The sequence below is a fragment of the Luteimonas sp. MC1828 genome (genome assembly GCF_016461615.1).
In the GTDB taxonomy this organism is placed as follows: domain Bacteria; phylum Pseudomonadota; class Gammaproteobacteria; order Xanthomonadales; family Xanthomonadaceae; genus Luteimonas.
Map to the genome: position 1 here is coordinate 1,171,540 of NZ_JAEMNY010000001.1, position 22,451 is coordinate 1,193,990.

Here is a 22,451-nt window from a genome sequence, read left to right on the forward strand (position 1 = left end):
CGAACATGCACCGCCCCCGCAGCACCATCCGTTCCATGCGACGCACGCGTCCCGAGCGCGCGTCCGGCTTCACCCTCGTCGAACTGATGGTCGCGATCGTCATCATCGGCCTGCTGTCGACGGTGGTGATGATCAACGTCATGCCGAGCCAGGACCGCGCCATGACCGAGAAGGCGCGCGCCGACATCTCGGTGCTGGAACAGGCGATGGAGACCTACCGCCTCGACAACCTCGCCTACCCGTCCACGGCGCAGGGCCTCGACGCGCTGCTCAAGGCGCCGGCCGGGCTCGCGCGCCCGGAACGCTACCGCAAGGGCGGCTACATCCGCCGCCTGCCGACCGATCCCTGGGGCAACGCCTACCAGTTCCGCCAGCCGGGCCGCGACGGCAGCTTCGACGTGTTCTCGTTCGGCGCCGACGGCGTCGAGGGCGGCGAAGGCGACGGCGCCGACATCGGCAACTGGGGCTGAGTGGACGCCCTGGTGCGCATGCACGGCTTCACGCTGGTCGAGCTGATGGTCGCGTTGGCCGTCATCGGGCTCGCCGGCGCGGCTGTCGCGCTGACCCTGCCACCCGGCGAGGACGTGCTGGTCGCCGAGGCCGACGCGTTCGGCGCGCGCCTGGCGCACGCGCGCGACGAAGCCATCCTCGGCATGCGCACCATCGAAGTCGGCGCCACCGCGCACGGCTATGAATTCCGGCGCCGGCGCTTCGACGGCTGGCAGCCGCTGGACGGCAAGGGCTTCACGACGGTCGCGTGGCGCCCGGGCACGCGCCCGCTGCTGCCGCAGGGCCACGACCGCGCCAGCGTGCGCTTCGACCCCACCGGCGCCAGCGAGCCGGTGACGCTGGTGCTGCAGCGCGAAGGCCGCAGCGCGCGGATCAAGGTCGATGGCAGCGGCGGGATCGACGTCGATGCCGGCGCGCACTGAGCACCTGGCGCGCCGCCCCCGTGCCCCCGGCTTCTCGCTGATCGAGATGCTGGTCGCGCTGGCCGTGTTCGCACTCGCCGTGCTCGGCCTGCTGAACCTCGCCGGCGAGAGCACGCGCACCGCGGTGGCCATCGAGGAGCGCGTGCTGGCGGCGGTGGTGGCCGACAACATCGCGGTGGAGGCGATGACGATCGACGCGCGCCTGCTCGGCGATGACGTACATGGCAGCGAAACCGCCGGCGGACGCGACTGGCGCTGGACGCGCACGGTGGCGGCGACCGCGGACGCGTCGCTGCTGCGCGTCGACATCACTGTCATGCCGCCGGGCGAAGAGCGCGTGGCCGCCGAGCTGGCGCTGTTCCGGGGCGTGGCCGAATGAGCGCCTCGCGCGCGGCGGTCCGCGACGGCGGCGACACGCGGCAGCGCGGCTTCACCCTCCTCGAAGTGATGGTGTCGCTGGCGATCTTCGGGCTGATCGCCGCCGCCGGCGTCGCGGTGATGGCCTATGCCGCCGACAGCCAGCAGGTGCTGCGTGAGCGCATGGCGCGGCTGGGCGAGTTCCAGCGCGCGCGCGCCCTGCTGCGCACCGACCTGTCGCAGGCGGCGACGCGCCTGGCGCGGCGCAGCGACGGCACGCCCGCGCGCGACGCCTTCATCGGCGGTCGTCCGGGCGAATCCGGCCCGCTGTTCGCGTTCGTGCGCCGCGGCCACGAGAATCCGGACGGCGCGCCGCGCGCGTCGCTGCAGCATGTCGAATACCGCATTGTCGACGGCCGCCTCGAGCGCAGCGCGCGACTCGCGCTGGACGGCACTGCCGCGGCGCCGGCACGCGTTCTGCTCGACGGCATCACCCGGGCGCGCGTGGCGTATTTCGACGGCGACGCCTGGAACGACGGCTGGCACGGCGGTGCGGCCAGCATGCCGCGCGCGGTGGAGCTGGAACTGGTGCTGGACGATATCGGCGATGTCCGCCAGCGCTTCCTGCTGCCGGGGACCACGCCGTGAGCGCCGCGCGCGAACGCGGCGCCGCCCTGCTCACCGTGCTGCTGCTGGTGGCGGTGATGACGGTGCTGCTGGTGGCGGTGATGGACGACATCCGCTTCGGCCTGCGCCGCACCGGCAACGCGCAGGCGCTGGCACAGGCGCAGTGGTTCGCGCTCGGCACCGAGGAGCTCGCGCGCAGCCGCATCCTGCAGCTGGTCCAGGCCGATGGTCGCACCACCCTCGAAGGCGGCTGGAACGGCCGCCCGTTCGTGTTCCCGATCGACGATGGCGCGATCCGCGTGCGCGTGGACGACGGCACCGCCTGCTTCAACCTCAACAGCGTGGTCGAGGGCGCCGTGGGCCAGTGGTCGGTGCGCGAAGCGGGCGTCCGCCAGTACCTCGCCTTGCTGCAGGCACTCGGGTTCAACGCGGCACAGGCAGGCAGCATGGTCGACGCGCTGGTCGACTGGATCGACAGCGACAACCTGCCGCGCGCGGCCGGTGGCGAAGATGCCGCCTACGCCGCGCGCGTGCCCGCCAACCGCACCGCAGGCACCCTGCTGGCCGAGGTCAGCGAGCTGCGCGCCGTCGCCGGCCACGATGACGACGCCTACATGCGCCTGCGCCGGCACGTCTGTGCCCTGCCCGACGCGGCGCTGGCGCCGGTCAACCTCAATACCCTCGAGGACGACGACGCCGTGATCCTCGCCATGCTCACCGACAACGCGCTCGACATCGAGGCGGCAAGGCGGGTGATCGCCTCGCGCCCGGCGGACGGCTGGCGCGACATCGCCGCGTTCTGGGCGCAGCCCGCTCTGGCCGCGGCCGTGGCACTCGACCCGGAAATCCAGCAGGTGCGGCTGCGTACGCGCTACTTCACGCTGCGCTCGGAAGTCGAGCATGGCGGCGCCGAAGTGGTGCTGAGCGCCCTGCTGCAACACGACCCCGGCGGCCCGGTGCGGCTGCTGGCACGACGATGGACCCACGACGAATGAGCACGCGCATCCTGTGGCTGCCCGCGGACCCGCTGGCGGACGCCACCTGTTTCCACCTTGGCGACGACGGCCGCGTGCTGGCGCGCACCGCGCTTGCACCTGCCACGCCGCCGGATCCGCCCGCGTTCGCCGCGGCGCAACGCACCGTGCTGGTGGTGCCCGGCGCGGAGGTACGCGTCGACTGGCTGGAGCTTCCCGCGCGCAGCGGCGCACAGGCGTTGGCCGCCGCGCGTGCGCTGCTCGCCGCGCGCCTCGCGCGCCCCGACGACCTGCACGTGGCGCTGGCGCCGGATGGCGGCCAGGCCACCCGCATGGCGGCTGCGCTAAATCCACGCCTGATGCACGAGTGGCTGGCACGCGCCGCGGCGTTCGGCATGCGCGCCGATGCCGTGGTGCCGGAACAGCTGCTGGTGCCGGTACCCATCGCGGGCGATGACGCCGACACCGACATACGCGTGTTCGACGCCGGCGACCGCTGGCTCGCGCGCGGCACCGCGCTGGCGTTCAGCGCCGAGCCTTCGCTCGCCGCGCGCGTGCTCGCCGCGCGCGCGCAGCAGGCGCTTCCCTCGGATGGCATCGACAGCCTCGTCGCCCGTGCCCTGCAGCCCGAAATCGACCTGCTGCAGGGCAGGTTCGCGCCCGCCGCAACCCGCGCGCGCCCTGCCAACCGGCGCCGGATGGCCTGGCTGCTGGCGGCGCTGCTCGCGTCGCCGCTGCTGCTGGTGGCCGCGCAGGCGCTGCGCCTCGAGCTTGCCGCACGCGGCCTGCAGCAGCGCGCGGCGCAGGCGGTGCAGCAGGCGCTGCCGTCTGCGGCCGGCCCGAGCACCGATCCGGCGGCGCTGCGGGCGCAGTTCGACGCCGCGCGTGCTCCGCAGGCCTTCGCCGCCGCATCGGGCACACTGTTCGCCGCGGTGGCGTCGCGCCCCGGTGCCTACCTGGCTTCACTCGACTACCAGCGCGGCGACCGGCTGCGCGCATCCCTGTTCCACACCACGCCCGACGACCTTGAAGCGATCCGCGGCGCGCTTGCCGCCGATGGCTGGCAACTGGTGGAAGGCACCGGCAGCGACGCGCCCGGCGGCCTGCTGACCGGCATCACCCTGGAGCCCGGCGCATGACCACGACCACGCAACTGGCCGCCTGGTGGCATGGCCTCGCGGCGCGCGAGCGCGCCATGGTGGCGACCATGCTGGCGCTGGTCGCGGCGTTCGCCTGGTGGTACGGGCTGCTGCACCCGCTGCGCACGCTGCGCGACGGCGCCGAGGCCCGCTATGACCAGGCAGCCGCCGCGCTGCTTGCAGTCGAAGCCGAAGTCGGCGCGCTGGCGCAGGTCGGCACCCCTGCCACGCCCGCCGTGCCCGGACTCGAAGGCATGCAGCAGCGCGTGCTGGACAGCGCGCGCGTCGCCGGACTTGCGCCCAGCAGGCAGCGCACCGCCGCCGACGGCACGTTCGGGGTCGAATTCGACCGCGTGGCCTCTCCCGCGCTGTTCGCGTGGCTGGGCACGCTCGCCGATGCCCACGGCATCGCACCGGCCACGCTCCACGTCGAGCGCGCCGACGGCCAGCTGCGCGCCGAGGTCGGCTTCGCGGAGGTCGCGCCATGAGTCCGCGGCGCGGCCTGGCCTGGGCGTTCGCCGCGTTCGTGGCGGCGATGCTGCTGCTTGCGCCGCTGCAGCTGGTGCTGCCGCGCATCGGCCTGCCGGCGGGGCTCGGCGCGCTCGAAGCCCGCGGCAGCGTCTGGAACGGGCAGCTGCGCGCGGCCCACTGGCGCGGCCAGCCGCTCGGCGACCTGCAAATCGGCCTGGCGCCACTGCCACTGCTGGCGGGACGGCAGCAGCTGCACCTCCAGGGCGGCAGTACGCGGCTGCTGCTGTCACGCGGACGCAGGGCGGGGCTCGCCGCGGGCGACGGCGTGGTGGCGCTGCCGCCGATCGCCGGCGTCGGCCTGCGCGCGCTGCTCGACGACGCCCGCCTGCTGTTCGATGCCGGGGGTTGCCGCGAGGCCAGCGGCCGGGTGCGCGTGGAGCTGACGCTGCCGCTGGATGCGCTGCCGCCGATGATCCTGTCCGGCACCCCGGTCTGCGACGGTCGCGGCGGACGCCTGGTCCTGCTGCCAGAGGACGCCAGCGGCCCGCTGGCGCTGGAGGCCACCCTGGACATAGAAGCCGACGGCCGCTACCGGCTGCAGGCGCTGGCCCGCGGCGACAATCCGGCCCTCCGCCGCGCACTGCAGGCCGCGGGCTTCCAGGCCGCGGCCGGGGGCATGAGCCGGGTCGACGAAGGCACCCTGAACTGAGGCGGCGCGCGGGCTGCAGTGTTGCGGGCAGGGGGGGAAGGCCTTGCGTAAACTGGGCGGTCCCCCGATTCCAGGTTCCTGCCATGACGCGCTCCCTGCTTGCCCTCGCCCTCTTGTCCGCCGCGACCATCGCCTCACCGGCGCGCGCGGAGGTACCGCTGGGCACGGTGGCCGGCTCCGACGTGGCGTTCGAGGGCATGTTCCAGGTCGACGGCAACTGGTTCGACACCGACCGCGCCGACCTCGACGGACGCGCCGACGGTCGCGACCGCGCCACCGGCATCCGCCGCTTCGAGCTGGTGCTCAAGGGCAGCGGGCCGGGCGGTTTCGGCTGGGTGGTGGGTTACGACGTCGAGAACGAGAGCTACCTCGACAACAACCTCAGCTGGCGCTTCGGCGGCGATGGCGCCCCCAGCCACACCCTGGTGCTGGGCCAGGCCAAGCAGCCTAGCGGCCTCGAGGAGCTGTCTTCCAGCCGCAACAACGACTTCATCGCCAAGGCGGCCGCCACCAACACCTTCGCCCTCGGGCGCCGGCTTGGCGCGTCCTGGGCCTATGACGCCTCTGATTACGGCGCCACCGTGGCCTGGTTCGGCCGCGAGCTGACCAGCGATGGCGCCCATGGCGCGGGCTACGGCGCGCGCGGCTGGTGGGCGCCGCTGCGCACCGACGGCCAGGTCCTGCACCTGGGCCTGAGCCACGTCGACCGCGACACGCCCGATGACAGCCTGCGCCTGCGCGCGCGGCCCAACGCCGATCTGTCCGCGGTCCGCCTGGTCGACAGCGGCACCCTGCCCGACGCCGACCGCGTCGCCACCACCGGTCTCGAAGCGATGTGGATCACCGGCCCGGTGAAGCTGCAGGGCGAGTACTTCCTGGCACGCGCCGATCGCATCGGCACCAGCGGCTACGACGCCGGCGGCGGCTACGCCAGCGCGATGTGGAATCCCGGCGGCACGTCGTGGGGCTACCGCGGCGGCCTGCCGCGCACCTCGGTGGGCGATGGCGGCCTGTGGCAGCTCGGCCTGCGCTACGACCAGCTCGACCTGGACGACGGCGGCGTGCGCGGCGGTCGCATGGATGCATGGACCGTGGGCGTGAACTGGTACTGGCGCTCCAACGCCAAGCTGATGCTGAACTACGTGGACGTGGCCAGCCGCCGCACCGATGCCGCCAGCGGGCTGCGGATCCACGACGACCCTTCGATCGTCGAGGCGCGCGTCCAGCTGCACTGGTAAACGCTGTCACGCCACCGTCAAGCGGCTGCAACAGGCGCGACACCGCATCGGTCCAGGCTGCTCCTCAAACGGGAGCAGCGCATGCACTACGCGATCGTCAGCGAAACCTACCCGCCGGACATCAACGGCGTGGCGCTCACCGTGCAGGACCTGGAGCGCGGCCTGCGCGCCCGCGGCCACGCGGTCGACGTGGTGCGCCCGCGCTGCCCGGGAGACGGGGCGCCCGCCGCGCATGAACTGCTGACGCGCGGCGCCGCACTGCCGCGCTATGCGGGCCTGCGCTTCGGCCTGCCGGCGGCCGCGCGGCTGCGCCGGCACTGGCAGCAGCAGCGCCCGGATGCGGTGTACATCGCCACCGAAGGTCCGCTCGGCTGGTCCGCGCTGCGCGCCGCGCGCGCGCTGGGCATCCCGGCCGCCACCGGCTTCCATACCCGCTTCGACCAGTACGTGGTGGACTACGGCGCCGCCTGGCTGCAGCGCCCCGCCATGCGCTGGATGCGGCATTTCCACAATGGTGCCGATGCCACCCTGGTGCCGACGCACGAGCTGCAGGATGCGCTGGCGCGCGGCGGATTCGCGCGACCGACGCTGCTGTCGCGCGCGGTCGATACCGAACGCTTCGACCCGTCCCGACGCAGCACCACGCTGCGCGCCGCGTGGGGCGTCGACGACGACGGCCTCGCGGTGGTGCACGTCGGGCGCATCGCCAGTGAAAAGAACCTCGCGCTGGTGGTGCGCGCCTTCCGCGCGCTGCAGCGCGAGCGCCCAGGGGCGCGCATGGTGTGGATCGGCGATGGACCGCAGCGCGCGGCGCTGGCCGCCGAACATCCGGACTTCGTGTTCAGCGGCATGCGCCGCGGCGACGACCTTGCGCAGCACGTCGCCAGTGGCGACCTGTTCCTGTTCCCGAGCCTGTCGGAAACCTTCGGCAACGTGACGCTTGAAGCGATGGCCAGCGGCGTGGCCACGGTCGCGTTCAACTACGGCGCCGCGCGCGAGCACCTGCGCCACGGCCTGCACGGCGCGGCGATCAGCGCCGGCGACGAAGACGGGTTCATCGGCGCGGCGTGCCGGATCGCGCTCGAAGATGACGCACGCCGCGAGATGGGCCGGCGCGCACGCGCCGCCGTGGCGCCGCTGCGCCCGGCCAGCGTGGCCGCGGAGTTCGACGCCATCCTGCAGCGCATCGGCAAGCACCGGGAGACGCCACATGCCACAAGTGCCAACGCCCTCGCCTGAGGCCGCACGCGGCGGCGACCTTGCCTGGTGCCTGCGCGCCAACGGCTGGTGCGCCAGGGCGCACGTGTTGCGCGTGTTCGCCACCATCAGCCGGCTTGGCGACGGCGTGGCCTGGTACGTGCTGATGGCGGCCCTGGTGGTGATGGATGGCATGCAGGGGTTGGCGGCATCGGCACACCTGGCAGCCACCGGCGTGGTCGCGCTGCTGCTGTACAAGGGCCTGAAGCGCTGGACGCGGCGCCCGCGCCCGTTCGCCTCCGACGTGCGCATCCGCGCCTGGATCGCGCCGCTCGACGAGTTCAGCTTCCCCTCCGGGCACACGCTGCACGCGGTGGCCTTCACCGTCGTCGCGCTCGCCTATTACCCGCAGCTGGCGTGGCTGCTGTTGCCGTTCACCGCGCTGGTGGCGCTCTCGCGCGTGGTGCTGGGCCTGCACTACCCGAGCGACGTGCTCGCGGCCACCGCGATCGGCGCGGCGCTGGCCGCGGGGTCCCTTGCCCTGGGCCGCGTCTTGCCGGCCATCGGCTGAGCGCGACACGCTCATGCACCACGCCCGGACAGCGCGTACCAGTCCACCTTGCGGGTCAGCACCATGATCGCGGCCAGGATCGCGAACAGCAGGCCGGCGCCCAGCACCAGCGCGTTGTCCTCCGACACCAGCAGGCCGTAGAGCGCGGCATACAGCAGTGCCAGCATGGCGGCGAAGCCGACGCCACGCAGCACGCCGCGCAGCACCGCGGACAGGTAGAAGCCGATCAGCCCGATGCAGGCCGACGCCGCGACCAGATAGGCCCAACCGAAGGCGATGTGTTCACCGAGGCTGACCAGCAGCAGGAAGAACAGCGCGATCGCCAGCCCCACCAGCGCGTACTGGACGGGATGGATCGGCAGCTGCCGCAGCAGTTCGAACATGAAGAAGCCGACGAAGGTGAGCACCACGAACAGCACACCGTACTTGGTGGCGCGTTCGGCCTGCAGGTAGGCGTTCACCGGGTCGATCAGCGCCACGCTGACCGCGCTGGTCTGCGACCCGTCCGCGCCGCCTGCGTGCCGGGCGACATCGGGGGCGTGGCGGTATTCGCGCTGCGCGCCGGTGGCGAGCGCCGCCACCTGCCAGCGCGCGCGGAAGCCGTCGTCGCCGATGTCGTGCTGCGGCGAGAGGCCTTCGAATTTCGGATGCCGCCACGACGACTGCAGGCGCAGGTCGTTGCTGCGCGCCACCGGCAGCATGGCGAACGATTCGGTGCCGCGCAGCTCCAGCGCCAGCGCGGTGGCGAAGACCAGGCGCTGGCCCGCACGCGGCGCTGCCAGGCGCGCATGCAGGCCCGGGCCATCGGCGTGGCCCAGGCCCTGCGACAGCGGCAGCGCCGCGCCGTCCAGCGTGAACACCGGCAGCTCGCGCAGCCCGCGCACGTCGGCAATGCCGTGCGCCAGCCACGGCCGGCCGATGCGCCGCACCCTGGCGCCGTCGTCGGGTATGCGCGCGTCGAAGCGCGCGCGCAGCGAGCCAGACCACTGGTACACCCGCACTTGGTGCAGGCCGCGGCGCCGCGTTTCCGGCGCCAGCGCGCCATCGACCAGCAGCGTTTCCGGGAAGAAGGTCCACTGCCGCTCGCGCGTGCGCGTCACCTTGTGCAGGACACCGGCCGCATCGCGCACGTCCTCTTCGACGTCCTCCACGTACGGCACCACCAGCACCGGCCCCGCCAGCAGCTGGGCACCGCCGAAGCCCGCCACCACGCTGGCCACCGCCTGCGCGCGATGCGCCTGGCGCTCGTCGATCACGCCGCGGACCATGGCCAGCGCCACCAGGATCGCCAGCGTCATCGCCGCAACCATCACCACCTTGAACCAGAGACGCATGTCGCCCTCACCCATGGAGAAGAGAGCGGACAGGCTGCCGGCGGCGAATGGCGGCACGACGGCGCCACGATGAAGCGAGGGTGAAGCGCGCGGCCTGGCGAGCGCCCCCGCGCCACGCGCTGCGAGGTGCAGGCGTTACCTGGCCGGCTGCAGCGGCAACAGCAGGCTGGCGACGGCACCGACGCCTTCGCGGTTGCGAAGGGCCGCGCGCCCGCCGTGCAGCGCCGCGACCTCGGCGACGAAGGTCAGGCCAAGCCCGCTGCTGCGGCCGCGGTCGCCCGGTCGCGGCAGCGAGTAGAAGCGCTCGAAAACGCGGCCCGCGGCGTAATCGGGGATACCCGGGCCGTCATCGGCAACCGCCACCTCCACGTCGCCGTCCACGTGTCTCAACGTCACCAGCACGCGGCCGCCGGCGGGCGAGAAGCCGATCGCGTTGTCGACGAGGTTGGCCAGCGCCTGGCGCAGCAGGAACGCGTCCCCCGCCACCACCGCCGGCAGCGGCGATGCCTCGACCTGCAGCGCCAGGCCGGCAGCGGTCATCCGCGGGATCGCGTCATCGCAGACCTCGACGACCAGGGCCGCGAGGTCCACCGGCAGCGGTGCGTCCAGCTGCTGTCGATGCTCCACCGCGGCCAGCGCCAGCAGCATGTCGATCATCGTCGCCATGCGCGTGCTCTGCGTGCCGATGTGCCCGGCGAAACGCGCACGGTCGGCATCGGGCAGCGGCGATTCCAGCAGCTCGGCGGCGCCGCGGATCGCGGCCAGCGGCGCCTTCAGTTCGTGGGTGAGCGTGTGCACGTAGCGCTCGACGTACTGGCGGCCTTCCAGCCGCAGGCGCATCGACTCGATCGCGCGGCCGAGGTCGGCGAACTCGCCGGCGGAATCGGGCAGCACCGCGCGTTCGCCGGCGGCGGCCGCGTCGGCATAACGGCGCAGGCCACCGAGCTGGCGCGCCAGCCACCACGCCGCCAGCAGGCCGACAAGCAGCGACGTGCCCAGCAGCACCCAGCCCCAGCGCATCACCACCGCCTGGCTGCGTGCGATGAACGGTGCCATCGCCTGGTTGGGCTTGGACACGGTGAGCACGCCGGCAATCCGCGCGCCATCCATGATCGGCGCGGCGACATGCATCACCGAGCTGGCGTCGTCGGCCGGGTCGCTGCGCGTGGAGCGCGCGCCATATTCGCCGCGCAGGGTGCGATGCACGTCGTTCCACCGCGAATAGTCGCGCCCAAGGTCGCGGCCGGCGGAATCGAACACCACGATGCCCTCGGCGTCGGTGACCGTGATCCGGTAGCTGACCGCGTGCTTGTCGAAGCCCCAGATGCGGGCGGCGGGGTCGCGTGCGGCCAGCGCGCGCACGCGCATGGCGAAGCGGCCGCCGTCGATGCGCCCGGCCAGCAGGTCGTCGGTGGCCAGCTCCGCCAGCACGTTGGCGGTGTCGGCGAGGGTGTCCTCCATCGCCTGGCGCACGCCGGGCTTCACCTGCTGCACGAACACGCGCCCGAGCAGCAGCGCCGCCAGCGCGACGATCACGAAGTAGCCGAGCAGGATCCGCAGGCCGATGCGCATGCCGGCTCAGCCGACGTCGAGCGAATAGCCGACGCCGCGGTGGGTGCGCAGCGGATCGGCAACCGCATCCACGGCGCGCAGCTTGCCGCGCAGCGTCTTGACGTGGGTATCGATGGTGCGTTCGCCGCTTTCGCCGGCGTCGTGCCAGGCGCGATCCAGCAGCTGGGCGCGGCTGAGGATCGCACCAGGGCGCCGCAGCAACTCGGCGAGCAGCGCGTATTCGTAGCGGGTGAGCTCGAGCTGCGCGCCGGCGAACGCGATGCGCCGCGCCTCGGGATCGTGTTCGAAACGCCCGCTGCGCCGCACGCCGTCGCTGCCGTCGCAGTCCGCGACCGGATGCCGGCGCAGGCGCGCGCGCACCCTCGCCACCAGCTCGCGCGGCGAGAACGGTTTGGCGATGTAGTCGTCGGCGCCGAGCTCCAGGCCCAGCACGCGGTCGAACTCGTCGCTGCGCGCGGTCAGGAACACCACCGGCAGGGCGCTGAACGCCCGCAGCCGCCGGCACACTTCAAAGCCGCCCACGTCCGGCAGCCCGACATCCAGCAGCACCAGGTCGATGCCGCCGGCGCGCACACGCTCCGCCACGCCGCCGCCCAGCAGGTGGTGCTCGACGGCGAAGCCCTCCGCGCGCAGCGGATAGAGGATGGTCTCCGCAATCGCCAGGTCGTCCTCGACCAGCAGCACGGTGGAGCGGGTGGCGGTGTCAGCGGTCATTGCGGCGAAGCATACCCGCGGCCAAGGGCCCGCCCGCGTATCCTTGGCGCGATGAACTACCGCCACGCCTTCCATGCCGGCAACCACGCGGACGTGCTCAAGCACGTCGTCCTGCTGGCGCTGTGCGACGCCCTGACCGCCAAGCCGGCGCCGCTGTTCGCGCTCGACACCCACGCCGGCCGCGGCCGCTACCGGCTGCGCGCCGACGCGGCGCTCCGCACCGGCGAGGCCGACGAAGGCATCGAGCGCCTGCTGGCCGAGGATCCGCGCGTGCCCGCGATCACGCGCTACCTGGCCGCGGTGCGCGCCTGCCGCAAGGCGCATGGCAACGATGCCTACCCGGGCTCGCCCTGGCTGCTGGCGCACGCCCTGCGCGAGCAGGACCGCATCGCCTGCTGCGAGATCCAGCCGGCCGAGTCCGCGGTGCTGGCGGAAGGCTTCGAGCACGACCGCCGCGTGCGCGTGCTGCCCACCGACGGCTATGCGGCGATGCGCTCGCTGCTGCCGCCGCGCGACGGCGACGCGCGCATCGGCCGCGGGCTGGTGCTGATCGACCCGCCCTACGAAACCCAGCTCGCCGAATTCGACGACGCGCTGGCTGCGATCCGCGAAGGCCTGCGACGGTTCCCGCAGGGCGTGTTCGCGCTGTGGTATCCGATCAAGCTGCGCCGCACCCTGGGGCCGTTCCAACGTCGCGCGGCCGACTTGCCGGCCAAGTCGGTGCTGGTGTCCGAGTTGCTGGTGCGCCCCGACGACTCGCCGCTGCGCATGAACGGCAGCGGCCTGGTGGTGGTCAATGCGCCCTGGAAGTTCGACGCCGCGCTGACCCCCGCGCTGGCCGCGCTGGCCGGTGCGATCGGCGGCAAGGGTGCCTCGTCGCGCGTGCAGTGGCTGCGCGGTCCGGAGTGATCGGCCGGCCGCCGCCGGCCATGTAAAAAAGGGCTTCACTTCGACCGTGCGAGCATCCGCCCATGGTCGCTCGCAACCGTCTCCCGCCCTGGCACGAGGAAGTCCGCCTCGCCAACGGCCGCAACATCGTCATCCGGCCCATCCGGCCCGACGACGCACCCGCGCTGCGCGCCGGATTTGACTTGCTGCAACCGGAAGAAGTCCGCCAGCGCTTCCTCGACGACGTGCCGGAGATGACGCCGGAACTCGCCCACCGGATGACCCACCCGGACACCCGCAGCGAGTTCGCGCTGGTGGTGTCCGAGCCATTGCCTCCGGGCGAGGCATTGATCGGTGGCGTGGCCCGGGTGGCGGTGGTGCCCGGCACGCGCGATGCGGCGTTCACCGTGCTGGTCAGCAGCTACGTCGCCGGCATGGGCCTGGGCCGCCACCTGATGCGACGCGTGGTGCGCTGGGCGCGCGGCAAGAAGCTCGACAGCGTGTATGGCGAAGTGCGCGAGGACAACGCACCGATGCTGGCCCTGCTCGACTCCATGGGCTTCAGCCGCACCCCCGGCAAAACCGACGGGCTGGTGCAGGCGGTGCTGGATCTCACGCCGCCCGCCACCAACGGCGCGGCTGCCGCGCCCGCCGAGGCTGGACCCGGCGAGGGCGGAGCCGCCGACCGCGGGTAAACTGGTCGGCCTTGCGCTGGAGCGGATCGACCGCTCCGGCGCTGCCGTTGTTCTGAAGTGCCGATGACCGACAAGCCCCAGCCCAGCTCCCTCCTCCCCCTGCTTCCCGTCCCGCCGCTGCCCGGCCCCGGCCGCCCGCGCGCCTGGTGGCGCGCGCCTGCGTCGCGCTCGGCGCTGGCCTGGTTCGTGGCCGGCGCCGCGCGTGCCCATGGTGGTGTGCTGCTCGCCGTGGCCCGCGACAACCACGCGGCGACCCAGCTCGAGGCCGACCTGCACACGCTGCTGGCAGGCGACGAGGGGCTGCCGGTGCTGGCGTTCCCGGACTGGGAAACCCTGCCCTACGACCGCTTCAGCCCGCACCCGGACATCATTTCCCAGCGCCTGGCGACCATGCGCCGGCTGCCGACGCTGGCGCGCGGCATCGTGGTGGTGCCGGTGCAGACGCTGATGCAGCGACTGCCGCCGCTGTCGTACGTGGTCGGCAACAGTTTCGACCTGCGTGTCGGCCAGCGCCTCGACCTGGACGCCGAGAAACACCGCCTGCAGTCGGCCGGCTACCGCAACGTGCCGCAGGTGTTCGACCCCGGCGACTTCGCGGTGCGCGGTGGCCTGCTCGACGTATATCCGATGGGCGCCGCCGCACCGTTCCGCATCGAGCTGTTCGACGAGGACATCGACACCATCCGCGCCTTCGATCCCGAGAGCCAGCGCTCGCTGGACAAGGTCGACGCGGTGCAGCTCATGCCCGGCCGCGAAGTGCCGCTGGACGAAGCCGCGACCACGCGCGCGATGGCCGCGCTGCGCGAGCGCTTCGACATCGACACCCGGCGCAGCGCGCTGTTCCAGGACCTGAAGGCCGGGCTGGCGCCGGCCGGCATCGAGTACTACCTGCCGCTGTTCTTCGACGAGGCCGCCACCGCCACGCTGTTCGACTACATCGGCGACAAGGCGCTGCCGCTGGTCGACGACGGCGCATCGGCCGCGGCGGATCATTTCTGGGCGCAGGTGGGCGAGCGCTACGAGCAGCGTCGCCACGACATCGAGCACCCGGTGCTGTCGCCCGACACGCTGTGGCTGCCGCCCGACGACCTGCGCGCGCGCTTCAACGCCCGCGAACGCGTCGACGTCGCAGGTGACGGCCATGCGCGCGCCGCCGAGGCCGCGCCGCTCGGCGACCAGCCCGCGCCGGAGCTGCCGCTGTCCGGGCGACACGAGCAGCCGGCGTCGGAACTGAAGTCCTTCCTCGCCAGCTATCCAGGCCGCGTGCTGGTCGCCGCCGATACCGCCGGCCGCCGCGAGGCGCTGCTGGAAGTGCTCGACGCCGCCGACCTGAAGCCGAAGGTCGTCGCCGGCTTCGGCGAGTTCCTGGCGACGGACGGCCCGGCGTTCGCGATCGCGGTGGCGCCGTTCGATGACGGCTTCGCGCTCGACGGCCCCGTCGCCGGCGGCACCCCGGTCACGATCCTCACCGAGCGCCAGCTGTTCCCGGAGCGCGCGGCGCAGCCGCGGCGCCGCAAGCGCGCAGGGCGCGAGCCGGAAGCGATCATCCGCGACCTCGGCGAACTCACCGAGGGCGCGCCGATCGTCCACGAGGACCACGGCGTCGGCCGCTACCGCGGGCTGGTGACCCTGCACGCCGGCGGCATCGCCGCCGAGTACGTCGAGATCGAATACGCCAAGGGCGACCGCCTGTACGTGCCGGTCGCGCAGCTGCACCTGATCAGCCGCTACTCCGGCGCCTCGCCGGAAACCGCGCCGCTGCATTCGCTGGGCGGCGAGCAGTGGACCAAGGCCAAGCGCAAGGCCGCCGAGAAGGTCCGCGACGTCGCCGCCGAACTGCTGGAGATCCAGGCCCGGCGCCAGGCGCGCGTGGGCCTGGCGATCGACCTCGACCGCGCGATGTACGAGCCGTTCGCGGCCAGCTTCCCGTTCGAGGAGACCCCCGACCAGCACGCGTCGATCGAGGCCGTGCTGCGCGACCTGCAGTCGGCACAGCCGATGGACCGCGTGGTCTGCGGCGACGTCGGCTTCGGCAAGACCGAGGTCGCGGTGCGCGCCGCGTTCGCGGCCGCGGCCGGTGGCAAGCAGGTCGCGGTGCTGGTGCCGACCACGCTGCTGGCCGAGCAGCACTACCGCAACTTCCGCGACCGCTTCGCCGACTGGCCGCTGCGCGTCGAGGTGCTGTCGCGCTTCAAGACCGCCAAGGAGATCAAGGTCGAGCTGGAGAAGGTCGCCGAGGGCGGCATCGACGTCATCATCGGCACCCACCGCCTGCTGCAGAAGGACGTCGCCTTCAAGGACCTGGGGCTGGTGATCGTCGACGAGGAGCAGCGTTTCGGCGTGCGCCAGAAGGAGGCGCTGAAAGCGATGCGCGCCAACGTGCACCTGCTCACGCTCACCGCCACGCCGATCCCGCGCACGCTCAACATGGCCATGGCCGGGCTGCGCGACCTGTCGATCATCGCCACCCCGCCCGCGCACCGCCTGGCGGTGCAGACCTTCGTCGTGCCCTGGGACGACCAGCAGCTGCGCGAGGCGTTCCAGCGCGAACTCGCGCGCGGCGGCCAGCTGTACTTCCTGCACAACGACGTGGAGTCGATCGGGCGCATGGAGCGCGAGTTGCAGGAACTGGTGCCGGACGCGCGCATCGGCATCGCCCACGGGCAGATGCCGGAGCGCGAGCTGGAGCGGGTGATGCTGGACTTCCACAAGCAGCGCACCAACGTGCTGCTGTGCTCGACCATCATCGAATCCGGCATCGACATCCCCAACGCCAACACCATCATCATCAACCGCGCAGACCGCTTCGGCCTGGCGCAGCTGCACCAGCTGCGCGGCCGCGTCGGGCGCTCGCACCACCGGTCGTATGCCTACCTGGTGGTGCCGGACAAGCGCTCGATCAGCGCGGATGCGAAGAAGCGCCTCGAGGCCATCGCGTCGATGGACGAGCTGGGCGCGGGCTTCACGCTCGCCACGCACGACCTGGAGATTCGCGGCGCCGGCGAGCTGCTCGGCGAGGACCAGAGCGGGCAGATGGCCGAGGTCGGCTTCAGCCTGTACACGGAGCTGCTGGAGCGCGCGGTGCGCTCGATCAAGCGCGGCGAGCTGCCCGATGTCGACGGCACCGCGGCGCGCGGCTCCGAGGTCGAGCTGCACCTGCCTTCGCTGATCCCCGACGACTACCTGCCCGACGTGCATACGCGGCTGACGCTCTACAAGCGCGTGAGTTCGGCACGCTCGGTCGATGACCTGCGCGAGCTGCAGGTGGAGATGATCGACCGTTTCGGGCTGCTGCCGGATCCGGCCAAGCACCTGTTCGCGGTCGCGGAGCTGAAGCTCGCGGCGACGGCGCTGGGCATCCGCAAGATCGATCTTGGTGCCAGCGGCGGCCGCGTGCAGTTCACCGAGAAGCCGTCGGTCGATCCGATGGCGGTGATCCGCATGGTGCAGGGCCAGCCGAAGGCCTACCGGATGGACGGCCCGGACAAGCTGCGCATCACCCTGGAGTTGCCGACGGCGGAAGAGCGCATCAAGGCGGCGCGCGGGTTGCTGGCGGTGCTTGCGCCCGGAGGATGACCGCGCGCCCAGCGCGCACGCATCCACTCGGATTGACGCGGCAAGCGCGCATGCGCATGATGCGCGCGCCCACGAACGGGCGACCTACTTTCAGGGAACACGGATCAACATGAAGAAGCACCTCATCCTGGCCTCCGCGCTGGCGCTGGCTGTCATTTCTCCTGCCGCCATGGCGGTCGACGGCGGCGCCGGGTTCATCCGCGCAGAAGTGGGCCAGAGCGATGTCGAACTCGACTACGCGGGCTTTTCGGAGAGCGAAACCGACACGTCGGCCACGTTCGGCGGCGGCTACTGGTTCAACCGGCACTTCGCGGTCGAAGGCCATATCGGCACGCTGTACACCGAGTACCTCGGCAACGACACCGACATCGACCTCGTGTCGATCGGCATCGGCGTGGCTGCGAAGCGCAACTTCGGTGCCGACGGGCACGGCTTCTTCGTCGGCGGCCGCGTCGGCATGGCGCGCCTGACCGCGCAGGTGCGCGAGGACGACTGGGACGTGGTGGACGACGCGCATTCCACCAAGCCGTATTTCGGCGCCAGCGTGGGCTACGACTTCAACCGTCGCTGGGGCGTATCGCTCAACTGGGATCGCCGCCAGGCCGATTTCGAGGGCGTGGACGTGGACGTCGACACGATTGCCGTCGGCGGTGAATTCCGTTTCTGAGCCTGCCCATCGGGTCCAGCACGCGGCCGCCCCCGGGCGGCCGTTCTGTTTCCGGTCAGAAGTTGAAATGGCAGACGGTGATGTCTTCTTCGGGGTCGAAGCCCGGATAGATGCGCTGCATTTCATGCAGGAGCCCTTCGAGGGTCCGGCACTTCGGATCATGCTCGAACCGGATGTCGCTCTCCGACAGCGCCGAGAATTTCTTCAGCGCCGTCTCAAGCGGCATCGGCGGGGAGAGGATGCCGTCGCGCAGGCGAAGCCGGGCTTCCGGAACCGAATGCCAGCGGTCGCCGCGGCGGATCGTCGTGTTGCGCCCGGGGTGGAAGGTCGGCGTATCGAACTCGAGTATCGGAATCATTCCTGGGACCGCTTCACCGGAGCCGAGGCCTTGGCGGCGGAATCCGCGATGCGCCACAGGTACATGCCGGCGTGGGTGCGGAACGGGCCCCAGCGCTCGCCACGCGCGGCCAGCTCGCGCGGCGTCGGCATCGCGTCCGCGCGGTCGAGGAGCTGCGCGCCCTTGCGGATGCCGAGGTCGTCGACGGGCAGCACGTCGGGACGGCCGAGGCGGAACATCAGCATCATCTCCACTGTCCAGCGCCCGATGCCGCGGATCGGCACCAGCGCCGCCACGATGCCGTCGGCGTCGAGGGTGGACATCCGCCGCAGGTCGGGGATCTCGCCGCGTGATTCGCGCTCGGCGAGGTCGCGCAGCGCACGCGCCTTGTTGCCGGACACCCCGCACGCGCGCAGTGCGGCGTCATCGATGCACGCCAGCGTGTCGCAATGGAAACGGGTACTGCCGATAGCAGCTTCGACGCGGCCGACGATCGTCGCAGCGGCCTTGCCACTCAGCTGCTGGTAGAGGATGGCGCGCGCCAGCGCGTCGACCGGATCGAAGGACTTGCGCCAGCGCGCATCGGGCTCGATCGGACCCAGGCGGCGGATCCAGGTACCCAGCTTGCGGTCGCGGCGCGACAGCCAGGCCTCGGCCTCGGCGGTGTCGTAGCCGCGGGCGTGTCGGGCCACGCGCTCAGTCCCGCAGCGCCGCGGCGGCGTGCAGCAGCCAGCCGGCCATCATCAGCACGCCACCGAAGGGCGCGAGACGCGTAGGCAGGCCGTAGAAGTGCGCGCCGGCCAGCGAACCCGAGAACAGCAGCACGCCGGACAGCAGCATGCACAGCGCCGCCAGTGCCAGGCGACCGGGCGTGCGTGGCGCCAGTGCGGCCAGTGCAAGCCCGTGGCCGAACGCGAACACCGCGGCGAGCATCAGCCGCGATCCCTCTTCCGCGGCGGCGACGTGCGAGGCGTATGCGGCCAGCGCCACGGACGCCGACGCGAGGACCGCGCCACTGGCCGCGAGTGCCCGCCCCAAACGCAACGCGCCGCATCCTGGGATGCGGCGCGCGGCAAGACCATTCACTGGAACGTTCGTCCGTGCGTCAGCGCTTGAGCACCCAGCGCACCTCGAACTCGCCGTCGGCGGTGAAGGCCTGGTCGATGCCGTTCTTGTAGAGCTCGTACGGGCGGCCGATGACTTCCTCGCCCTGGGTCAGGGTCCAGGCGCGCACGGCGTTGCGTACGTTGTCCAGCTCCGCCATGTAGCCGACGTAGTCGCCGGTCGCCACGCGGGTCGCTTCGCTGTGCACATAGCTCACCGGGCCCATGAGGTTCAGGCCTTCGAGGGCTTCGGTCGCGGCGACGGCGGGAGCGGCCTCGACAGGCTCGGCGGCGGCAGCCTGGTCGGCCGCGGCGGCGTCGGCGGCAGCAGCCGGCGCGGAAGCCGCAGCGCCCGCGGCACGGCGACGCACCGGCTGGACCACGTCAAAGGTGTAGGTGTCGCGCGCGAACTCGGTGCTGACGATGCGCAGCGGCCCGGCGGCCACCAGGCCGTTAGCATCCATAGTGCGCTTGATCCACTCGGCGTTGGCCTTCATCGAGGTCTTGATGATCTCGTTGTTGCGCTCGACCGCACCGGCGTTGACCACCAGCAGGTGCTCGGCCGGAACGTCGACGAACTCGAGGTTGCTCAGGCGCACGTCCTGCGCGCGATAGTCGATGTTGGGCACGGAAGCGAGCATGTTGCTCAGCCGGCCGAGGCCCAGCTTGATGCTGTCACCGATGTTGCGGCTGACGTACAGGCCCGCGTAGCGGCCCAGCAGGTCCCAGCCGTACTTCACGTCGTAGGTCTGGGTGATCTCGACGTTGCGGTTGTTGCGGCCCGTGGGCTTCAGGCTGAACTCGCTGCGCTTGTCATTGCCGCGCTTCTCGTCCTGGATCGCGTAGACGACCCGCTGGTCCTCGTCGGACTCCACGATTTCCCAGCTGCCGCTGGCGACTTCCGACTTGTAGTCGATGCGCGCGCCCACGCCCGAATCGGGGCCCGAACGATTGAGCTTGACGTTGCCCAGTGCGAGGGGATGCCAGTCGTCGAAGCGACGGAAGCTGTTGAGCGTGTCGTACACGATCGAGAGCTTGCGATTGGTCTCGACGCTCTCGGAGAGGTGGCGGCTTGACGGCAGCAACACGCCGACGATCACGAACAGCACCGCGACGATCGCGATGGAAATCAGGAGCTCGAGCAAACGGGTCATACAGGGTTCTCCGGGACCAGGACCGGCCGGGGCCGGGGCGCAGACCGCCAATCCTATCAAGATTGCCCGCGCGGCTGCGAGCGATCCGCGCGGCAAATGTCAGACGAGCTGCAGTTCGAAGGCCTTGAGCACCGCGCGGGTGCGGTCGCGGACGCCCAGCTTGCTGAGGATGTTGGACACGTGGTTCTTGATGGTGCCCTCCGCCACGCCCAGCGAATTGGCGATTTCCTTGTTGGAGAAGCCCGAGGCCATCAGTCGCAGGATCTCGGTCTCGCGGTCGGTCAGCGGGTCCGGGCGATCGAGGCTGACGAACTCGTTGCGCATGTGCTCGAGCCCCGACAGCAGCCGCTGGGTGACCGCCGGCTGCACCAGCGAGCCACCGGCGGCCACGGTGCGGATGGCGCCCACCAACTGCTCCAGCGACACGTCCTTGAGCAGGTAGCCCTTGGCGCCGGCCTTGAGCCCGGCCAGCACCAGCTGGTCGTCGTCGAAGGTGGTCAGGATGATGGTCGGCGGCAACGTCCCGGCCGCGGACAGCGCCTGCAGCGCTTCCAGGCCGGACATCATCGGCATGCGCATGTCCATCAGCACCACGTCCGGGTGCGACTCGGGGATCACCGTGACCGCGTGGCGGCCATCGATGGCCTCGGCCACCACCTCGATGCCGTCATCCAGCGCCAGCAGCGAGCGGATTCCCTGGCGGACCAGGGTCTGGTCATCGACCAGGCATACCCGGATCGGCGGCGGGCGGGTCTCGGTTTTCGTATTCATGTCGACTCCGGGAGGGTCTGGGAGGGGCCCGGCCCGGACGGGTCGAGCACTGGCCTGGCGATATCGGTGGCGTCATCGAGCGGCAGCCGCAGGCGCAGCACGAAGCCCTGGCCCGGCGATGTCTCGGCGGCGACCTCGCCACCGTACGCCGCCAGGCGCTCGCGCATCCCGCGCAGGCCGTTGCCGGCGGTAAAGCCCTCGGCCCCGCGTCCGTCGTCACGGGCTTCCAGGCGCACCGCGCCGCGCTCCACCTGGTACCTCAGGCGCAGGATGCTGGCCTGCGCATGGCGCACGGTATTGGTGATGATTTCCTGGGTGCAGCGCAGCAGCACGTGCGCGCGCTCGGGATCGTCGAGCAGGAACGGCCGCGGCAGGCTGATGTCCACCGTGAGCCCGGGCACGTTGTCTGCCAGCGGCAGCAGGGTGGCGGCCATGTCGATGGCCTCGTTGCCGCGGATCTGGCTGACCGCTTCGCGGACGTCGCTCAGCAGCAGCCGCGCCAGGGTGTGCGCCTGGCTGACGTGCTCCTGCGCCTTTCCGCTGGTGAGGTGGTTGGCCACCTCCAGGTTCAGGCTGAGCGCGGTCAGGTGGTGACCGAGCAGGTCATGGAGCTCGCGTGAGATGCGGGTGCGCTCGTTGACGCGCACGCTCTGCGCCAGCAGCGCGCGGGTGGCGCGCAGTTCGGCGTTCAGCCGCCGCTGCTCGTCCCGCGCCTGCGCCTGCTGCCGGGCCACCAGCCCGGTCACGAACGCGAAACCGGTGAACCCGACGTACAGGCTGGCCTGCAGCACCGCCTCGCCCCACGAAAAATCGAAGCCGCGCACGTACACCGGCACGATCACGAATTCGCACAGCACCAGCATGGCGACGCCCTGCCAGACCGGCAGCAGCCACGGCAGCACGCAGGCCACCACCATCAGTAGGATGCTGCCCAGGCCGCTCTGGCTGTAATAGCTGATCGCGATCGCGCTGCCGGCAAGGCACGCCAGCAGCAGCTTGTCCAGCAGGGTCACCCGGCGCTGGCCGAGCGCGCGCGTCAGCCATCCGTAGCAGGCACCAAACGCCATCCACGCCAGCCAGGCCAATCCGCCGCCGGTGGCTGCCACCACCTCGCCCGCCTCCAGCGCGCCGCGGTCGGGCTGCGGCAGGGTCAGCAGCAACAGCGGCAGCCCGATCACCGCCCAGGTGAACAGGCCTGCATAGCGCAGCAGGCGATTGTGGTCGAAGCGCGCGAGCATGGCCCCATGGTAGGGGCAATCGGCCGCGCCCGAGCCGCCCGGAAGTCATGACGGACGTGGTGCGGCGCCGGTCGCCCGCCGCCGGCGCACCATGCGATAATCCCGCCGTCGGCAGCAACCGCCGTCGATGGCCCCCTCGGCCCCGGCACCGCGTTGCCAGTACATGTTTTCTTCCACGGAGTCTGGA

Annotated in this window: 23 protein-coding genes and 1 pseudogene; 15 read left to right on the plus strand and 9 right to left on the minus strand. The window is 71.9% G+C overall.

Annotation, left to right across the window (positions count from 1 at the left end; genetic code table 11):
* Positions 1 to 5: 5 nt before the first annotated feature.
* The 11 genes from gspG (at position 6) to JHB91_RS05425 (ending at position 8,215) form a co-directional block, all read left to right on the plus strand.
* On the plus strand, positions 6 to 470 hold the full coding sequence (gene gspG, locus JHB91_RS05375; RefSeq protein ID WP_305067897.1) for a type II secretion system major pseudopilin GspG: 465 nt from the start codon (positions 6 to 8) through the stop codon (positions 468 to 470).
* On the plus strand, positions 471 to 932 hold the full coding sequence (locus JHB91_RS05380; RefSeq protein WP_199471956.1) for a GspH/FimT family pseudopilin: 462 nt from the start codon (positions 471 to 473) through the stop codon (positions 930 to 932).
* Positions 916 to 1,311, plus strand: coding sequence for a type II secretion system minor pseudopilin GspI (gspI, locus tag JHB91_RS05385; RefSeq protein WP_199471957.1), 396 nt, complete (start codon positions 916 to 918; stop codon positions 1,309 to 1,311). The genes JHB91_RS05380 and gspI overlap by 17 nt, the downstream gene beginning before the upstream one ends.
* The gene (gene gspJ / locus JHB91_RS05390) at positions 1,308 to 1,937 is read left to right on the plus strand and encodes a type II secretion system minor pseudopilin GspJ (protein ID WP_199471958.1); all 630 of its coding nucleotides are present in this window, start codon (positions 1,308 to 1,310) and stop codon (positions 1,935 to 1,937) included. The genes gspI and gspJ overlap by 4 nt, the downstream gene beginning before the upstream one ends.
* The gene (gene gspK / locus JHB91_RS05395) at positions 1,934 to 2,911 is read left to right on the plus strand and encodes a type II secretion system minor pseudopilin GspK (RefSeq protein WP_343225057.1); all 978 of its coding nucleotides are present in this window, start codon (positions 1,934 to 1,936) and stop codon (positions 2,909 to 2,911) included. Before gspJ ends, gspK begins: the two co-directional genes overlap by 4 nt.
* Positions 2,908 to 4,029 carry a type II secretion system protein GspL gene (gene gspL / locus JHB91_RS05400; protein ID WP_199471959.1) on the plus strand — a complete coding sequence of 374 codons (1,122 nt, stop codon included), beginning with the start codon at positions 2,908 to 2,910 and terminating at the stop codon, positions 4,027 to 4,029. The genes gspK and gspL overlap by 4 nt, the downstream gene beginning before the upstream one ends.
* Entirely contained in the window at positions 4,026 to 4,517 is a 492-nt protein-coding gene (gene gspM / locus JHB91_RS05405; protein ID WP_199471960.1) for a type II secretion system protein GspM, read from the plus strand. Before gspL ends, gspM begins: the two co-directional genes overlap by 4 nt.
* Positions 4,514 to 5,209, plus strand: coding sequence for a type II secretion system protein N (gene gspN / locus JHB91_RS05410; protein ID WP_199471962.1), 696 nt, complete (start codon positions 4,514 to 4,516; stop codon positions 5,207 to 5,209). The genes gspM and gspN overlap by 4 nt, the downstream gene beginning before the upstream one ends.
* A gap of 83 nt (positions 5,210 to 5,292) precedes the next feature.
* The gene (locus JHB91_RS05415) at positions 5,293 to 6,447 is read left to right on the plus strand and encodes a porin (protein WP_199471964.1); all 1,155 of its coding nucleotides are present in this window, start codon (positions 5,293 to 5,295) and stop codon (positions 6,445 to 6,447) included.
* A gap of 81 nt (positions 6,448 to 6,528) precedes the next feature.
* Positions 6,529 to 7,686: a glycosyltransferase family 1 protein gene (locus tag JHB91_RS05420; RefSeq protein ID WP_199471965.1), complete on the plus strand. Its 1,158-nt coding sequence runs from the start codon at positions 6,529 to 6,531 to the stop codon at positions 7,684 to 7,686.
* Positions 7,658 to 8,215 (plus strand): phosphatase PAP2 family protein, encoded by a 558-nt coding sequence (locus JHB91_RS05425; protein WP_199471967.1) that lies wholly within the window; start codon positions 7,658 to 7,660, stop codon positions 8,213 to 8,215. Before JHB91_RS05420 ends, JHB91_RS05425 begins: the two co-directional genes overlap by 29 nt.
* An 11-nt stretch (positions 8,216 to 8,226) precedes the next feature.
* Here JHB91_RS05425 and creD read toward each other — a convergent pair whose 3' ends face one another.
* The 3 genes from creD to creB form a co-directional block, all read right to left on the minus strand.
* On the minus strand, positions 8,227 to 9,549 hold the full coding sequence (gene creD, locus JHB91_RS05430; protein WP_199471969.1) for a cell envelope integrity protein CreD: 1,323 nt from the start codon (positions 9,547 to 9,549) through the stop codon (positions 8,227 to 8,229).
* Between the two features lie 135 nt (positions 9,550 to 9,684).
* Entirely contained in the window at positions 9,685 to 11,121 is a 1,437-nt protein-coding gene (gene creC, locus JHB91_RS05435; RefSeq protein WP_199471971.1) for a two-component system sensor histidine kinase CreC, read from the minus strand.
* 6 nt (positions 11,122 to 11,127) lie between these two features.
* Positions 11,128 to 11,835: a two-component system response regulator CreB gene (gene creB, locus JHB91_RS05440; RefSeq protein WP_199471973.1), complete on the minus strand. Its 708-nt coding sequence runs from the start codon at positions 11,833 to 11,835 to the stop codon at positions 11,128 to 11,130.
* 51 nt (positions 11,836 to 11,886) lie between these two features.
* On the opposite strand from creB, the gene rlmJ reads away from it, so the two are divergent.
* The 4 genes and pseudogenes from rlmJ (at position 11,887) to JHB91_RS05460 (ending at position 17,661) form a co-directional block, all read left to right on the plus strand.
* Entirely contained in the window at positions 11,887 to 12,744 is an 858-nt protein-coding gene (gene rlmJ, locus JHB91_RS05445) for a 23S rRNA (adenine(2030)-N(6))-methyltransferase RlmJ (RefSeq protein ID WP_199471975.1), read from the plus strand.
* A gap of 62 nt (positions 12,745 to 12,806) precedes the next feature.
* Positions 12,807 to 13,337, plus strand: a pseudogene (locus tag JHB91_RS05450) (GNAT family N-acetyltransferase); the annotation flags it as partial.
* 144 nt (positions 13,338 to 13,481) lie between these two features.
* Complete coding sequence (mfd, locus tag JHB91_RS05455) at positions 13,482 to 16,994, plus strand: transcription-repair coupling factor (protein ID WP_199471979.1); 3,513 nt, start codon at positions 13,482 to 13,484, stop codon at positions 16,992 to 16,994.
* A 109-nt stretch (positions 16,995 to 17,103) separates the two neighbouring features.
* Positions 17,104 to 17,661, plus strand: coding sequence for an outer membrane beta-barrel protein (locus JHB91_RS05460; RefSeq protein ID WP_199375363.1), 558 nt, complete (start codon positions 17,104 to 17,106; stop codon positions 17,659 to 17,661).
* 55 nt (positions 17,662 to 17,716) lie between these two features.
* Here JHB91_RS05460 and JHB91_RS05465 read toward each other — a convergent pair whose 3' ends face one another.
* From JHB91_RS05465 to JHB91_RS05490, 6 genes are all read right to left on the minus strand, one after another.
* Positions 17,717 to 18,019, minus strand: a complete 303-nt coding sequence (locus JHB91_RS05465; protein ID WP_199471981.1) for a hypothetical protein — start codon at positions 18,017 to 18,019, stop codon at positions 17,717 to 17,719.
* Complete coding sequence (locus JHB91_RS05470) at positions 18,016 to 18,690, minus strand: DNA-3-methyladenine glycosylase 2 family protein (RefSeq protein WP_199375361.1); 675 nt, start codon at positions 18,688 to 18,690, stop codon at positions 18,016 to 18,018. Before JHB91_RS05470 ends, JHB91_RS05465 begins: the two co-directional genes overlap by 4 nt.
* Positions 18,691 to 18,694: 4 nt before the next feature.
* Positions 18,695 to 19,042: a DUF423 domain-containing protein gene (locus JHB91_RS05475; RefSeq protein ID WP_233398518.1), complete on the minus strand. Its 348-nt coding sequence runs from the start codon at positions 19,040 to 19,042 to the stop codon at positions 18,695 to 18,697.
* A gap of 61 nt (positions 19,043 to 19,103) precedes the next feature.
* Positions 19,104 to 20,255: an SRPBCC family protein gene (locus tag JHB91_RS05480; protein ID WP_199471983.1), complete on the minus strand. Its 1,152-nt coding sequence runs from the start codon at positions 20,253 to 20,255 to the stop codon at positions 19,104 to 19,106.
* Positions 20,256 to 20,354: 99 nt separating this feature from the next.
* Positions 20,355 to 21,026, minus strand: a complete 672-nt coding sequence (locus JHB91_RS05485) for a response regulator transcription factor (protein ID WP_199471985.1) — start codon at positions 21,024 to 21,026, stop codon at positions 20,355 to 20,357.
* Positions 21,023 to 22,264 carry a sensor histidine kinase gene (locus JHB91_RS05490; RefSeq protein ID WP_199471987.1) on the minus strand — a complete coding sequence of 414 codons (1,242 nt, stop codon included), beginning with the start codon at positions 22,262 to 22,264 and terminating at the stop codon, positions 21,023 to 21,025. The genes JHB91_RS05485 and JHB91_RS05490 overlap by 4 nt, the downstream gene beginning before the upstream one ends.
* Positions 22,265 to 22,451 lie beyond the last annotated feature (187 nt).